Genomic DNA, 14,497 nt, shown 5'->3' with positions numbered 1-14,497 from the left:
CGCTTCGCAGGGCTGTGTGAAATGATGGAATGAGGGCTGAAAGAAAGTTGAACCTATTGTTTTACAACCTGTGTATATTTGGTGTTAGTCGTTATGTAAACCGTTTTGCCATTCCATTTTACTTGATACCAGTATTGGTTGGCTTTCTTGATCAGTTCCGCTTTTTGCCCCAGCTCCAAACGTCCTACCGTAGCTGAGCTCGAGCTTGCAGAGGCTTTGAAGGAAACCCATCCGTTCTTGGTAACGACGTATTCCTTCTTCTGTGTATTTTCAGCCGGCGGAGTTGGCTGCGGCTGTTGTCCGGAGCCCGAATTAGAGCCGGAATTAGATCCTGAGTTAGATCCGGTATTAGGCCCAGTCCAAGCAGGAACCTTTTTTTGAGGCGGGAGTACATAAGAGCTTGGAATCACTGGAGGATTGATTTTATGTCCTGCCATGCCGGTAAAGCCTGCGTCAGGCACTACGCGCCTAGCGGAATGGAAGTTCTCTCCCCACCAGTAGGACCAGCTGTCGATGGTACCAAGGCCGGTAGGATTACCGTCATCCCGGGTTCCGAGAACGACCGGCTGACCGTCGCGATTGGTCCCCATGTAGATGGCAACGTGGGAAATATGGTCTTTCTCCTGCCAGGTTAGAATATCGCCGATCCGCAGGTTCTCAATGCCGGTCAGCTGCCATTTTCCATTCACTTTTTTCTTGCCCACCCCTGCTACCTTGGTTCCAACGGAATCATAGTTAGCGGATGTGCCCGTAATGTTAAAGCCGAAATCACCGTATACGAGTCGAGTGAAGCCGGAGCAATCTTCATAGCCGTATTTTCCATAAGCATCGTTTCCGTGCCCATAAACGAAGTATCCGTTTTCCATATACCAGATGGCTCTGTCAACGATTTGATAAGCGAGAGAACCAGAGACATTCGCATACTTGCTGCGGAAATCCGCTACATTATACAATTCATCTTTTACATAACTGTCCGCATTAATGTACTTGTTGTATTTGGCAATGGCTTCGGAAGTGGTATAACTTGCATTAGCGGAAGCTATTCCTGTAATTCCCAGGGACATTGCTAACGTTAAACCAATAATTCTTTTCTTCAATATTACCATCTCCTTCTCTTAGTTCCATAACCTCTCCTAATATGGGTTACTTAACCATCATAACAAGGGTTGTCCAACCATTTCACTGGTAGATATAGCCAAGCGGCTGACGGATGTATTTATTTGGAAATACCGAATCGGTGAAAGCTGCTGGAAATGGGTCTTTATTTTCTCATTAAAGGGCTTCATTTCCTTATACGGCGCGGGTTTAGTGCTTCCAAGGGTATCCGGGAGGGAGAGATTATGGAAGGAAAGCGTTGTCATAAATTAACACATCTATATATTTCCATCCATCTTATTTCAAGCGGAAACTTCTGGGATGTGTCATCTATATATGGGTTTAAATGTAAAATGGCAGCGTGGAAATTGACGCAGGGAATCTTTATCCGGAGAGAAGGCACGGAATCTTTCACCAAGGAGAAAAAGCCCACATATGATGAAGTAGTTCGTTTGTTATGTTCCAAGCATAATGCTGTCTTTATGGCAAGTCGATGCTGGGAAGGGGTTTCTCATGAAAAGAACAAAAGTAAAGGTACAAATTCAAAGCTCCGGCGTCTCTTCAGAAGGTTCGACTATCAAACTTAGTGAAGCCATAGCGAAAAAATGGAAGATTCCCTTTCATACTCCTCTGAAACTATGCTTCGGAATGGACCGGCAGGAGGTTACGGTAGTACCTTCCTCCAAAGTCGGCGTCCTGCAAGTCAGCGAGTCTCTTGCTTCCAGATGGAATTTACCCATCAACGAAAGCTTATGCCTTCGCTATAAAACGAAGGCGCGTACGCTTCATATCGGCCCGCTTATCGGCGTGATGGTCAGCCGTGTGTTTACGGATAATCCGGATAAACCGTTTGGCGTGAATACTGCGTTTTGCCGGGAACTGACGGAAACGTGCAAAAAATACGGAGCGGCAGTCTTCTTTTGTACTCCCAAGGATATGCTGGGTGAAAGTGATACCATCCGAGGGTGGCGGTTTACGAACAAATGGGTAAAATCAAGCTATCCGCTTCCCAATGTGATCTATAACCGTCTGACATCCCGGAAAACGGAAAATTTGGCGAACGTTCAGCAGTTCATCAAGCACGTAAAAGCCCAAAAGGATCTTGTATTTTTCAATGATAAATACTTGAACAAAATGGAAGTCTTTGATGCATTAAAGAAAGAGCAGGGATTGAACGCCTTTTTGCCTGAATCGCACTTGCTTCGGAATGTCTCTATACTCAAAACCATGTGCGGCAAATATCCTGTCGTGTTTCTCAAGCCGGTCGGAGGTAGCCTCGGAAAAGGGATTATTCGGGTGAACCGCAGCTCAGGGGAAAGCTTCGCTTGTTATTACACAGGCAAAAGCGGAGTCCGCAAAAAAACCTTCTCCAGCCTGGAGGACTTGTACGCGTCCATTACGCAAAAAAAGAAGGCGACACGATATCAAATCCAGCAGGGCATTTCTCTGCTTACCGTGAATGACCGGCCGGTGGATTTCAGGGCGCTCGTACAACGCGGAGAGACCGGGAATTGGGGCGTTACCTCAATTGTGGCGAGGATTGCCGGCGATCACCACTACGTCTCCAATCTGGCCCGCGGCGGCTCTCTGAGTACGGTCAAAGACGCATTGGCACGATCAGGTAACCCTAACGCCTCCAGCGGCAACTTGAAGCTGAGGAGGGCTGCTGTTAAGATTGCCAAAGGGATCGAGGCGCAAGTACCCGGACATTTTGCCGAGCTTGGGATTGACCTGGCTTTGGACTCCCAAGGCCGCGTCTGGCTGATAGAGGTGAACTCCAAGCCGTCCAAAGACGATAATGCGCCGCTCTCGGTGGAAGGGAAAATACGTCCGTCCGTAAGAAAATTTGTACAGTACGCCCGGTTTGCAGCAAAGTTTTAACCGATGGTGTACCGACGTAAAACCTTCAATAGGCCAAAAGAAAGATCGCTGTCTCGATCCGGACAGATCCGGGCGAAAAGCGATCTTTTTTCTATAGCAAATAGACCTCTTCTTGGTTAAGAAGAGGTCTTTACCCGAAGCCAAAGCTTCGCTTTTGTGGGGATGATTGGGGCACCCCGCAAAGTACCTGAATTGACCTCGAAGCCAAAGCCTCGCTTTTGTGGGGATGATTGGGGGCACCCCGCAAAGTGCCTGAATTATCCTCGAAGCTAAGGCCTCGCTTTTGTGGGGATAAAACTAGGGCCCCTCCAATTGCTTGGGGGAGCCCGTTTCCTTGCTAGTATTAGTTTTTGGTCTCATGGGCAGCCGTTAGTTTACGCTTTGCTGTTCCGGCAGCGGGCCGTGAAGGTTTTATCGTTGAGTTGGCAAGGTACATACTGAACAAGATAAGATTGTCTAGAGATTTTTGGCGAATATGAGGCTCGTCGAACTTCATGGGCTTGGAGTTGGCCTCGAAAAACCAGATCTGGCCATTGGTATCGACTCCCAGATCCATCGACATTTCGCCTAGCATCGTCTGGCTCGCTTTTTCAATCTGTTTGGCCAGGATCAAGGCCGACTTTTTGGCTTTACTTAAAATTTTCTTGCTGGTGGCAGATCCGAAGCCGGCATCGAGCAGCTTGGCGGGGTCGTCAATGGAGCCTCCCCTGGGCACGTGAGTCGTTATGCTCAGCTTTCCCGCCAGTCTGGCGCCGATACCTGCGACGCTCCATTGTCCCTTACCGTTTTTTTGGACGAGTACCCTGAGGTCGAATGGACGATGTTTGTAATTAGCCAAGGTGATCCCCTGCTGAATGATATAATCCTTGTTGCCTATGGCCTCGCGGATTTGAGTCCACAGCTGCGGAACGTTGGAGTAGCGGGAGATATGGCTCTTGGTCTTGTTTTGAATGCTCAGCTGATACCTTCGGGTTTTGGACGCTTTCTCGGGAATTTGGCTTACTTTCATAATGCCTTTGCCTGCTTTTCCGCGAATCGGCTTCAAATACAGGTTTTGATGCTTCTGCAGAAAGCTCTCCAGATCCTCGCTTGTCGTCAGCTTTTGGGTTGCCGGAATCAGAGACTGCGTGTTTTTCGATTTACTAAGCCATTCGAATAAGGTCCATTTGTTGAAAAAGTTCGGATTAAAAAAATGAATTTTTCCGTGCCTCATGCAAATTTGGAGCACCTGCTGCACTTCCGGCAAAAGCTCAAACTTGCGGTAAGGAATCCGGTTATAAATCACGTGAGGAAGCGGAAGCAGCTGCTTTTTCCACTTCTTCGTTTGAAAATTATAGGCATAGCCAAGGGCTTTTTTCCCTAACAGCTTGAAATCTGTAGTCGTCATGACGTACACGAGCACGCCTTTTTCCTGACCGGTACGGATCAAATCGATAAAATTTTCCTGATTTCCGCGAAAAACCCGGTTCTCATCGGCATACGTGAGAATGGCCATCGTCGGCTTTTGCGGTTTTTCGTGTAATTCCATGTCCACTCAGGTATCCCTCCTTGCTCGAAATCGGCTAAGGTAGAGGCAGTAATCATAAATGTACTGCAGTGCCGCCTTGCCTTCTCCCTTGAGGGCGGGATGCTTGAAGATAGAGCGCCCTGGTTTAGAGTTGGCCTCGAACATCCAGATTCGTTCATTCTGGTCGATACCGATATCAAAGCCTAGCTCGCCCAAGGTATGCAGGCTTTTTTGCTCGATCGCTTCAGCCAGCTTGATCGCCGTTTCCTTAGCGCTATTCAATACTTGACCGGAACGGCTGCCGAATATTTGCTTCAGCACCTGTTCGGGAGTGAACAGCTGGCCGCCGTTTCTCACATGCGTCGTCACGCTGCCTTTGCCGGCTTTTTTGGCTCCGATGCCTGCGACGACCCATTGGTTGTTGATGTTTTTGGTGAGGTGGAAACGAAAATCGATCGGACAGTTGTCGATCTCAATAAGCCTTATCCCTTGCTGAGCGACATAATGATTAAGTCTTCCTCTGTTGCGGGTAAGCAGTGCCATTAAAGCTTCGAATTTGCTGAAGCGGAGAAGCACGTTTTTGTCCCCCTGCCGGTAACGGGCATAGTATCCGCGTTTCGGGTTATACGTCAGACGGTAAATCCCGATGCCCAGGCTGCCTGCCGTCGGTTTCAGATAGATGAATTTGTGCTTCTCGAGCATCTCCTTGATCTGTGCGGCAGAAGGGTTGAGCTGTGATTCGGGAACATACTTGAACTCATCGGTTCCTTCCAGCAAATTGTAGATATCCCATTTCTCGAAAAATGCCCAGTTAAACAGCGGCGTGCCCCGTTTGACAAAGCGCTGCTTGAACGCGTTCATCGACGGCTGCTTTTCGGATTTGCGGCTCGGCAACCGGTTGTAGATGACATCGGGAAGAGGGACGATTTTCTTGAACCAGCTGCCATCCTTCCGCTGGAACGTGCCGTTTACGGTTTCCTGTGACCAGTTCACATCCCTGGGCGAGAAAGCGAAATAATAGGAACGATCCGAGCCGACTTTCATGAATTGACGGATGAATTCCGTGCGCTGCCCGAATGGGGCGCCTGTTGACGAGATTGTGGTCAGGATCCCTATCAAAGGACCAAGGCGAATATCCTTGCCATTGTTGCATAAAGCCAAGCTGGTTCCCAAACGAGGGAGACGAAGCTGGGATATGATGGACATAGGTACATATAAATGGTTGCCTGACTTTTTCAAAAGCTTGAAACCTGTGGAGGCGCTTTTAGATCCTAGATGCAGGGACACGGATTTCGTTTTCGCCAGCTTGAGGGTTCTCGCCAATTCACTTGTCATGTAGATGACTCTTTCTTGTCTCTGTGTCACATGAATCGTGCAAGTTGTCAAACTCATGGTTTTCCTCCTAAGAGCTTTGCGCCAGCAAAGCTATCTTCGTAAGCAGTGGCTTAAGCTTTGCGCCAGCAAAGCATTCTACGCTACAGAATTTGTAAATTTCAGCACTCCCCGCAAATCACCTGAATCTGTCTCGAATCCAAGGCCTCGCTTTGTGAGGCCATACATCAGGTCGGATCGGCGTTCGGGGAATCAGGGTCGGGAGATTCGCCGGGGAGAGGGGCTGATTTTACGCTAAGTTTCGTTTCGCCGCCCGATTCTCTATTCCGATGATGACGCATCAGATAGCGCGCATAACGGATCGGATTGGCCAATGCGTTGAAGCGAGCTTTCTTGTCATGCAAATAGCTGAAAATCGCACGTCCCGGCTTGGAGTTAACCTCCAAAAGCCAAATGTGGCCGGAAGTATCCACTCCAAAATCGATACCCAGCTCGGCAAGCCGCCCGTGAGACTGTTCTAACGCTTCTGGAATCTGCTTGGATAGCTTCTTCATCTCGCTCAAGATTTGGTCTGACCGGGCGTTTCCGAATTGAGCGGTAAGATAGGCTTTGACGGGCTCTACGGTCCCTCCGCCGTGAAGATTCGAGGTCAGGCTGCCTATCTGACCCTTGCGAACGGCCATCCCGGTCACCTGCCATTGTCCGGTGCCGTCTTTTTGCACGAGCGAGCGAACGTCATACGCTTCGCCTGAGCGGCCATGCAGCGGCAAGTACTGCTGCAGTAAATAGCTGCGCTGCGCCGTGAACCGGCGCAGCCAGCGTAAAAGCGAAGCCGTGTCGGCAAAGCTGCGCGCGACCCGGCCGTTACGCGCGTCGCGCCCGATCACGGTAAACGCCGCACCGGCGTTTGCCGTGATCTCCACCGCGGCAGCGTGCTTGCGCGCTTGTGCTCTACGGCCTGCGGCACGTCTCACGAGCACCACGCCGCAGCCCTGTGAGCCGGCCTGCGGCTTCAAGAGCACCTCGGAGCGGGCCTTGAGCCACTCCGCGGCGGACTGGACGCTGCGCATCACTTCGGTTCGCGGCAAATGGCTGCCGAAGCGGCCGTCCTGCTCCAGCATCTGCTGGACTTCCCACTTGCCCTTCAGGCCATAACCGAGAAGCAGTGGGGAGGGAAGCGTCCGTAAGGTGCGCATCACCTCGCGGTATGCCTCATGTTGATTCCGGTTCACAAAGAAACAGCGGTCGTACACGACATCAGGCATCGCATAATCCTGGCTGACCCATCTACGGGCCGCCGCATCAAACGAATAGCCGCGGACCGTCCCTTCGGACCATCGGATCCCTTGCGGGGTAAACACGAACACGGTCATTCCGGCACGGCTGCCGATCAAACAAAGCTTCCGATAAAAATCCCTGCTCAGAAAAGGGGGAAACCCTTCGGATTGCGTTGTCATGATGCCGAACAAGCGTGAGGGTGACGGGGTCATCATGGAATCACCTCAACATCCGTCAAAATTTAGCTGCGTATCGGGAGTACTGTATGATCCTCTTTACGGATGTACGAACCGTACCTTGGGTCCGTAAAGGAGGATTGTCTTCCTTGGAAGGCTTGGAATTTACCTCAAGAAGCCAGACCTTGCCTTGTGTATCGATCGCCAGATCAATGCCGAGCTCTGCAAAATGCGCGTTGATATGCGTTTCGATTCCTTGGGCGATGGATAGGGCCGCGCGCCTGAGCAAAGAGGCACCTCCCGCTGCTGCAGCCGCTGAATGGGACTGTGCCAGCGCGTCCTTGACGGTTGACATACGGCCTCCGCGCGCCAAATTTGAAACGAAATGTTGATGCCCTGCAATTCTGGCGACAACGGAAGTGACCTCCCATTGTCCAAGCTCGTTACGCTGGACCAAAGCGCGAAAATCAACGGGACACCCTCCTATGGATATCAGCTCAAGCCCTTGCTGGATTTGATAGTGCTGCTGTTTGATTTTGCCGGACAGGGCGAAGAACAATTGGCTTAAGGACTTGAACGATTGCTTGCGGGCGCCGTTCAGATTTGTGAAATAACACGCGTAGGATAGATCCGTTTGCTTCGCGACGCGAATGATCCCTTTTCCCAAGCTGCCTGTAACGGGCTTCAGGAAAACAACAGGATGCTTGGCGCACATCGACTTTAATATTTCATAATGCTGCAGCAAATGAGATTCCGGCAAATAGCTGCGGAGATCGGCTGCTTTGTTAAGCGCATCGAATACCTCGGCCTTGTTTAAATACTTCTCATTGAACAAAGCGGCATGATGCTCGGTTTTGGCATGCTGAAGAAACTGCTGGACATGTTCACGGTTTTCCAGCTTGCGGGAGGTCAGACGGTTATAAATAACATGAGGCATCGGAAATTCCCTCTGCTCCCATCGGTCCGTATAACGCCAGCCTCTGACCGTTGAATGGGGAACATGCAGCTCATCCGGGGTAATAAAGCATACGGAGGCGCCAAGCAGCCTGCCGGTATCGTGCAGCTCCCGATAAAAGGAGGTGGAGGCACCGAACGGCTTTTCGACATTCCCGGAATAAACTCGGCTGATCAAAACGCCAAGCAACGGTCCGATGTGAAGGGTCTGATCTGCGGCCTTGTATTGCAGGCACAGCGAGTCCCGGCTTGACAGCCCCCACGTGACTGCCAGGGACTCTTGGATTTGAAGGACGCCGGCAAGTGCCGTTGGAACGACGCGAACTTCATGTGCGGCCGACCCGAAGCGCAGCGTGAGTAGGGTGTGCTTCGGGATTTTCCATTTTTTGATTACGGTGCTGCATAAACCAATCGTGGGATCGTTCAATGGAAAGCTGGCACTAAGAAACTGAATAGTGACCTTCGTTCTTTTCACTTTTGGCAGCTCCTTCCCTTACGCCAGCTTGCAAAAATATCAAGTGAACTACTTCATCATATGAGGGCGTTTTACCCTTGGTGAAAAGAAACTGTACGGTTATAGCAAGGAACGCTCTGAACCAGGTTCGTTGGATGGAGCGGATTCGATAGAGTGGCAAAAGGGGAGAATACCTCTTTTGAAAAATTTGGCGTAACTTGAAGGAAGAATGGCAAACCATGTAGAATGATGGTAAATAGGTCTTAAGACTTATGGAATATTGGGAATTTATTTTGTTGAGGAAAATGAAAAAATGGCTCCCAACTGTAACCATTATTTTTCTTTTTTCGTCCATACTAAGGAAAAGAGCCGGCGGACGGTTTATAGCGCAGCTTCGACTGCACTGTAAGCTCATGTCTTTTAAGGCCCTTGATTACAAAAAGGCGGAGAATTTTGTTGCTCGATCAATTTCCAAGCAGAGGAGAGAACCGTATGAAGCATACAAACATTTCATGGTTGTTGATGATATTGGCTGTTGTTCTGTTTACCCTTGCGGCAGGCTGCGAGGACCGCGGCACATCCGTGAATACGTCCGGGCCGTCGGCTGCAGCACCGACTGCAGCTCCTTCCCCTGCGCCGGGCGAGCAGGAGTCCAAGCCAGCCTCCAATACGGATGACAAAGCACCGGCTCCATCGGCAAGCCCGACGGCGGAGCCCGCCCAAAATGCACAACTGTCAGAGACCAATGCTACGGAGACAGCCGTAGCCTCTATTAAGTTTATCAGCCCGACAGAGGGATGGGCCGGTGGAGACGGGGTTATACTCCACACGAAGGATGGGGGAAAGCACTGGGAGAAGCAATTTCAAGGACCCGGTCAGATTGAGGCGTTTTCATTCCTGGACAGCACCAGAGGATGGGCTTATGTCCGCACGGGAGGCTCTCCCGGCGACACCGGCTCCGCTGCCAAAGGTAGACTGCTACAGACTACCAACGGCGGCGCCTTATGGACTGTGATTTCCCAATCCGCTCCGATTAGCAAGAGTATCCGTTTTGTATCGGAGCAGGAAGGCTTCAGCGGAAATCAATACACTTCGGACGGGGGGAAGACGTGGAACGCGCTTCCGGTTCCTTCGAATATGAAGGGAGAACCGTTCTTTATCAACAAAAGCCAGGGCTGGGCTGTCACCATGAAGGATTCGGATTATGAGGTACAGCTGACCAAGGACGGGGGCAAGACATGGAAGCCCGTATGGACGCATTCGACTGTAAGTCAAGTGAACAATGCCGTTATCCGTTCGACGGAGGCAAGCGATGTATGGGTGCTTTTGGTTGGAGACAGCGGCATGAGCCAAACCTCTTATACGCTGCTTCACAGCAAGGATGAAGGGAAGAACTGGAAGACGGTCGTGGCCAATTCCACGGCAGGAGGCGGCCCTGCGCCAGGCTATAAGATTGGCGAACAGCCTGGACCGAAAGGGCCGGGAACCAAGCCTGGCCAGCTGCAAGCCGTAAGCGCTCAAGTTGCCTTTCTGACAGGCGAATGTCCGCCGTGTGGAGATTATGGCGCGGTAACGATCGGATCGACGCAGGATGGCGGAACCACTTGGGTCAATGGAAGCCAGCAGCTTCCGGGGACGAATGCAGATGCCTCCTTCCTGGACGGCAAGCAGGGTTGGATCGTGGTTGGGGCCTATAATCAGCCGACGAAGCTGTATCAAACTACGGACGGCGGGAAAAAATGGACCGAGGTGCAGACCTTCGGCAAACCGGCCTCTTCATAAACGGGAAAAGAAAATCACTGTACTTATGCGAAGCGAGGCTGCTTTCTGCATAAGTACAGTGATTTTTTGCTGCATTGGGGATGTGACGAATCCGGCCGTCACGAAGCTCCTACAGGCTTTGTCTTGATAGCCGGAGGACATCCAGCAGGGGGACTCTCTTGCGGGTCAGGTCGTGATACAGCTCATTGCCTTGAATATGATCGATATAAAGAACTCCGTTCAGATGATCGATTTCATGCTGGATGCATCTGGCCAGATAACCTTCGCCTTCCAGCGTGACCGTTTCCCCCGCCCGGTTCCAGGTTGTTATTTGGACATACTGGGCTCGTGTGACGATTCCGGTATGCTCCGGAAAGGACAGGCAAGCCTCTGGACCGGTTTGTTCACCCCTCATCCGAATGATTTCGGGATTGATAAGCTCGATCAAGCCGTCCCCGCAATCCATTACGATGACTCTTTTTAAGATACCTATTTGGGGAGCGGCTAAACCGGCCCTGCCCTCCTTCGCATATAAGGTGTCCTTCATGTCATCAAGCAGCTTGAATAATTTGGCATTGATTTCGGTAACCGGCTTCGCCGTTTTGCGCAAAATCGGATCGCCGAATGGAACGATGATTTTCTCGGCCATCGCTAGTTCCCTCCCTCTGCAATGTGGCTGTCAGGTGTGAACACCCACAAATCGTTCGGCGTACATTCGAGCGCCGTACACAGCGCATCCAAGGTTTCCGCCTTCATCTGACGCGGCTGGCCTGACAGAAGCGCGCTGATGGATGGAGCGGATAAGGAATAGCCTGCCTTCTCCTTCAAGAGCCGGGCAAGCGCCGCGCCGCTCCATATGCCTCTGCTGGCCATAACCTGTCTTAACATCCAAACCAGCATTTCTTAAGCCTCCTGCTCTGACGCTGGATTATCCATTGCCTTCATATATTAGGTATTACCTAATAGTAGTAGCTGTTAACTAAAATGTAAAGCTCAAAAAGGCTATGCCCTTAAGGCATAGCTTGAGTTTGTCGAGAAGCCTATCGTACAGAAAATGCGAAAGGTGATAGGTGGGGTATCTCCTGGAGGAGCGATAGCGTTCGCCTGTTCTCGGGAAATCACCGCTATATAGCGATTATAATCAATATTTCCCGAGAACAAGAGCGGCCGGAAGGGGATACCTCTCCGGGGTACCAAAGCCATTTTTCAGATTTTCGAGTTTCTCGAGCTCGCTATGCCTATAAGACATAGCTTTTGAGCTTTCTCAGCAGGAAGAGTAATCCGCGGAAGTGGCCGGCTTCATTTTGGATAGAACAGCCAGCATGGCGACCAGCAGCACTCCGAGGAGGACGAGAAACCATAAGGTGAACGATACCGAGGAATGCTCCATCAGACGGCCGGTCAGCCAGGAAAAGGCGGCTCCGCCGATGCCGCTGGCGGCAATGAGCTTGCTTGTAGTTTGTTCCGTTCTCCCCGGAAACAAGGAATTGCTGAAGATCAGCGAGATGGAGAACAGTCCGGACATGAACAATCCGATCAACAGGATCATGATGAAAGCTCCAACGAGGTGCTTCATTAAGGCCAGACCTATCAGCACAACCACGGTCGCTGCCGAACACCAAAGCAGGTATCGGGTATAACCGTATTTCTCGGCGAGCAGACCGCAGACGAACCGGCCGAGGACCATCGTCCCCCAAAACAGGCTGACGCTGAGCGAGGCGACCGCCGCATTGACATTCATCGATTCAAGAAGGATGGAGGGCAGGAAATTGACGATGCTCATCTCCAGTCCCACATAAATGAAAAATACGATAATGCAGCAAATGAGCATGGTGTACGTGAGCCTACTGCCGCGATTTCCTTTTGCCGGAACGGCTGCAGGAGCTGCTTCAGCTTCTAGGCTTTCGCCAATGTTAATTATCTGACGGTTCCCGGTACTGTAACGCCACCAGACGAAGGCGAGCAGCAGGGAAAGGAAGCAGGTGCCGAAGAAAGTCAGCTCCCATCGTCCATTGGCTATAAGCAGGCTGATAGCGACAGGCATCAGCAGAGCGCCCGAGCCAAAGAAAACCTCGAGCCGGCTCATTGCCACGGCTTTCTTGTCTTGTATGGCATCGATGATCAGGGCGCCGACGGTGGATTCGATCATCCCCGATCCGAAGCCGACAAGCGGCAGGCACAGCAGCACGACAGGCCAGGGGGGAAGCAGACCGATAATAAAATAACCGAAGCAGATGAAATATAACGTAAAAGAAAGCATACGAATGCGTCCAAACCGCTTGGACCACCACGGCTGGGTGATGACGCCAAGCAAAAAGCCGAAAAATTGCGCAAAGATCAGATTGCCCCCATCTGCATAATCACGTCCGTAATGCATCATAAGCTCAGGCAGCAGGGCGGCGGCTATGACAGAAGTGAATCCGATCAGTAAATAGAAGCAGCAGCCGATCCAGAGCAGCTTATTCATCCGCGTCCTTCCCTCCCGATGGCGTTGCCGGTTGAGGCTTGTAACGCCCATTCCACCGCGTCAGCCACGCTCTCAGTGATGCGCGCCGCTTTGGCTCTCAAGTCGGGATGACTGCCGGCCATGGCGAAGCTGTGCGGTGTCGTGGCGAACATGGATACATCATTGAAGGAATCGCCGATGCAGACCGTTTCCTCGGGAAGGATGCCTAAATGCTGCTGAAGCGCCTTTAAGCCGGTTCCCTTGGAAATATGGCGCGGCATAACATCCAGGCAATCCACGTCGGCGATATAAGCGTCAATCTGATCGCCGTAAGAGGCTAACAGCTGCTTTTGCAATACAAGAAGCTGGTTCATATCACCGAGATACGTAATTTTTCCGCAGATCAGCTCGGTACCCAATGCTTCAACCGCATGAGGCATTACTTTCACGGGAGCCAACAAGTTGGCTTGGATGTGGGCGTTGCGTTCGTTCAGCTCCGTCAGCACGTAATGATCGGGTGCGCACATGACGGTAATGAGCGGCAAATCCAGGGCCACGACGGCCAATTCCTTGATAAGGGACGTTTCGAACGTATCGTGCCGAATCAGATGGCGGTCCGACGTGTGAACGTAAGCTCCATTCTGAGAGACAGCATGTACTTCCAGCTCAAGCTCGCCCATGACATGCCGAATTTCCGGGTACATCCGTCCGGACGCGAAGCATACGGAGAGCCCGCTCTCGAGAGCCTTGTGTACGGCTTTGCGGTCTCTATCATGAATATGATGGCCTTTTTGCAGCAGCGTGCCATCCAAATCGCTGACAATCAATTTAATCATGCGGGTTCTCTCCTTTGGCTACAATGATGTCAATCTCGTGCCGGTGAAGCGCCTCTTTCATCTCCTCCGACGGTTCCTCATCGGTAATGATGATATCGATGGGCTCTAGACCGGATATCCGGTTAAATTGCCGCTTGCCGAACTTGGTATGATCTGCGAGCAGGATGACCTGATCGGCGCGGCGCATCATTTCTCTGACGAGAAAGCCTTCCTCCTCGTAGGGATTGGAAAGGCCGTCATGCGTTATGGCGCAGGTACCCAGCAGCAGCTTGTGAACGTGGTAGTCGCTCAGCATTTCCATAGCGCGTGCGCCATAAATCAGGCGATGCTCCGGGTGGAGCTTCCCGCCGAGAAGGTGAACGTCGATATGTTCCTTACGGTTCAAAATATCGGCGATATCGATGGAGTTCGTCACAACGACATGTCCTTGCGTATGCAGGCTTTCCGCGGCATATTGAACCGTAGTCGATGCGTCCAGCAGCAGGTAATCCCCATTATGGATGAGGGTGGCGGCCATGCGTCCGATGGCTTTTTTCGATTCCGTCGTTGCCTCGTCTCGCAGCCGCTCGCTGTAGTTGGCCACATGGCTCGATAGCGTCGGAAGGATGGCGCCGCCGCGTGTGCGCAGGATGCGTCCTTGCTCTTCAAGCCGGATGATATCCCTGCGGGCCGTATCCCGGGACACATCGAACAGCTCGCATATGGTTTCTATATTGATTCTTTGATGGTGTTCCAAATGATTCAGGATCCCGATCAATCGCTCTTCCTGGTACATGG

Annotated in this window: 12 protein-coding genes; 2 read left to right on the top strand and 10 right to left on the bottom strand. The window is 51.4% G+C overall.

Going from position 1 to position 14,497, the window contains the following annotated elements; translation table 11 throughout:
- Positions 1 to 53: 53 nt before the first annotated feature.
- Complete coding sequence (locus GGC63_RS03805; RefSeq protein ID WP_192701150.1) at positions 54 to 1,097, bottom strand: C40 family peptidase; 1,044 nt, start codon at positions 1,095 to 1,097, stop codon at positions 54 to 56.
- Positions 1,098 to 1,608: 511 nt separating this feature from the next.
- Between GGC63_RS03805 and GGC63_RS03800 the strand changes: the two genes are divergently transcribed.
- Positions 1,609 to 2,976, top strand: a complete 1,368-nt coding sequence (locus GGC63_RS03800) for a YheC/YheD family protein (RefSeq protein ID WP_192701149.1) — start codon at positions 1,609 to 1,611, stop codon at positions 2,974 to 2,976.
- Positions 2,977 to 3,319: 343 nt separating this feature from the next.
- Here the strand turns inward: GGC63_RS03800 and GGC63_RS03795 are convergent, their stop codons facing one another.
- The 4 genes from GGC63_RS03795 to GGC63_RS03780 all read right to left on the bottom strand — a co-directional run bounded on the left by GGC63_RS03795 (position 3,320) and on the right by GGC63_RS03780 (position 8,698).
- Positions 3,320 to 4,504, bottom strand: a complete 1,185-nt coding sequence (locus GGC63_RS03795) for a YheC/YheD family protein (RefSeq protein ID WP_192701422.1) — start codon at positions 4,502 to 4,504, stop codon at positions 3,320 to 3,322.
- Positions 4,505 to 4,510: 6 nt separating this feature from the next.
- The gene (locus GGC63_RS03790) at positions 4,511 to 5,875 is read right to left on the bottom strand and encodes a YheC/YheD family protein (RefSeq protein ID WP_192701148.1); all 1,365 of its coding nucleotides are present in this window, start codon (positions 5,873 to 5,875) and stop codon (positions 4,511 to 4,513) included.
- Positions 5,876 to 6,042: 167 nt separating this feature from the next.
- On the bottom strand, positions 6,043 to 7,308 hold the full coding sequence (locus GGC63_RS03785) for a YheC/YheD family protein (protein WP_192701147.1): 1,266 nt from the start codon (positions 7,306 to 7,308) through the stop codon (positions 6,043 to 6,045).
- 19 nt (positions 7,309 to 7,327) lie between these two features.
- Positions 7,328 to 8,698 (bottom strand): YheC/YheD family protein, encoded by a 1,371-nt coding sequence (locus GGC63_RS03780; RefSeq protein WP_192701146.1) that lies wholly within the window; start codon positions 8,696 to 8,698, stop codon positions 7,328 to 7,330.
- A gap of 471 nt (positions 8,699 to 9,169) precedes the next feature.
- Between GGC63_RS03780 and GGC63_RS03775 the strand changes: the two genes are divergently transcribed.
- Complete coding sequence (locus GGC63_RS03775; RefSeq protein WP_192701145.1) at positions 9,170 to 10,459, top strand: WD40/YVTN/BNR-like repeat-containing protein; 1,290 nt, start codon at positions 9,170 to 9,172, stop codon at positions 10,457 to 10,459.
- Between the two features lie 109 nt (positions 10,460 to 10,568).
- On the opposite strand, the gene def is transcribed toward GGC63_RS03775, so the two are convergent.
- From def to GGC63_RS03750, 5 genes are all read right to left on the bottom strand, one after another.
- Complete coding sequence (def, locus tag GGC63_RS03770) at positions 10,569 to 11,087, bottom strand: peptide deformylase (protein ID WP_079908387.1); 519 nt, start codon at positions 11,085 to 11,087, stop codon at positions 10,569 to 10,571.
- 2 nt (positions 11,088 to 11,089) lie between these two features.
- Positions 11,090 to 11,338 (bottom strand): helix-turn-helix domain-containing protein, encoded by a 249-nt coding sequence (locus GGC63_RS03765; protein WP_192701144.1) that lies wholly within the window; start codon positions 11,336 to 11,338, stop codon positions 11,090 to 11,092.
- A gap of 364 nt (positions 11,339 to 11,702) precedes the next feature.
- The gene (locus GGC63_RS03760; protein ID WP_192701143.1) at positions 11,703 to 12,905 is read right to left on the bottom strand and encodes an MFS transporter; all 1,203 of its coding nucleotides are present in this window, start codon (positions 12,903 to 12,905) and stop codon (positions 11,703 to 11,705) included.
- Positions 12,902 to 13,720: an HAD family hydrolase gene (locus GGC63_RS03755; protein WP_192701142.1), complete on the bottom strand. Its 819-nt coding sequence runs from the start codon at positions 13,718 to 13,720 to the stop codon at positions 12,902 to 12,904. Before GGC63_RS03755 ends, GGC63_RS03760 begins: the two co-directional genes overlap by 4 nt.
- Entirely contained in the window at positions 13,713 to 14,495 is a 783-nt protein-coding gene (locus GGC63_RS03750) for a DeoR/GlpR family DNA-binding transcription regulator (RefSeq protein ID WP_192701141.1), read from the bottom strand. The genes GGC63_RS03755 and GGC63_RS03750 overlap by 8 nt, the downstream gene beginning before the upstream one ends.
- Between the last annotated feature and the right edge of the window lie 2 nt (positions 14,496 to 14,497).

It is taken from the genome of Paenibacillus sp. OAS669, from assembly GCF_014873645.1.
Taxonomy (GTDB): domain Bacteria; phylum Bacillota; class Bacilli; order Paenibacillales; family NBRC-103111; genus Paenibacillus_S; species Paenibacillus_S vulneris.
The sequence above is the reverse complement of the archived record's forward strand: the minus strand, read 5'-3'. Positions and strand labels throughout refer to the sequence as shown.

Bases quoted from the DNA above. Each gene is read 5' to 3' on its own strand.
- GGC63_RS03800 (WP_192701149.1), top strand. From the start codon at position 1,609: ATGAAAAGAACAAAAGTAAAGGTACAAATTCAAAGCTCCGGCGTCTCT.
- GGC63_RS03795 (WP_192701422.1), bottom strand. From the start codon at position 4,504: ATGGAATTACACGAAAAACCGCAAAAGCCGACGATGGCCATTCTCACG.
- GGC63_RS03790 (WP_192701148.1), bottom strand. From the start codon at position 5,875: ATGAGTTTGACAACTTGCACGATTCATGTGACACAGAGACAAGAAAGA.
- GGC63_RS03785 (WP_192701147.1), bottom strand. From the start codon at position 7,308: ATGATGACCCCGTCACCCTCACGCTTGTTCGGCATCATGACAACGCAA.
- GGC63_RS03775 (WP_192701145.1), top strand. From the start codon at position 9,170: ATGAAGCATACAAACATTTCATGGTTGTTGATGATATTGGCTGTTGTT.
- def (WP_079908387.1), bottom strand. From the start codon at position 11,087: ATGGCCGAGAAAATCATCGTTCCATTCGGCGATCCGATTTTGCGCAAA.
- GGC63_RS03765 (WP_192701144.1), bottom strand. From the start codon at position 11,338: ATGCTGGTTTGGATGTTAAGACAGGTTATGGCCAGCAGAGGCATATGG.
- GGC63_RS03760 (WP_192701143.1), bottom strand. From the start codon at position 12,905: ATGAATAAGCTGCTCTGGATCGGCTGCTGCTTCTATTTACTGATCGGA.
- GGC63_RS03755 (WP_192701142.1), bottom strand. From the start codon at position 13,720: ATGATTAAATTGATTGTCAGCGATTTGGATGGCACGCTGCTGCAAAAA.
- GGC63_RS03750 (WP_192701141.1), bottom strand. From the start codon at position 14,495: ATGTACCAGGAAGAGCGATTGATCGGGATCCTGAATCATTTGGAACAC.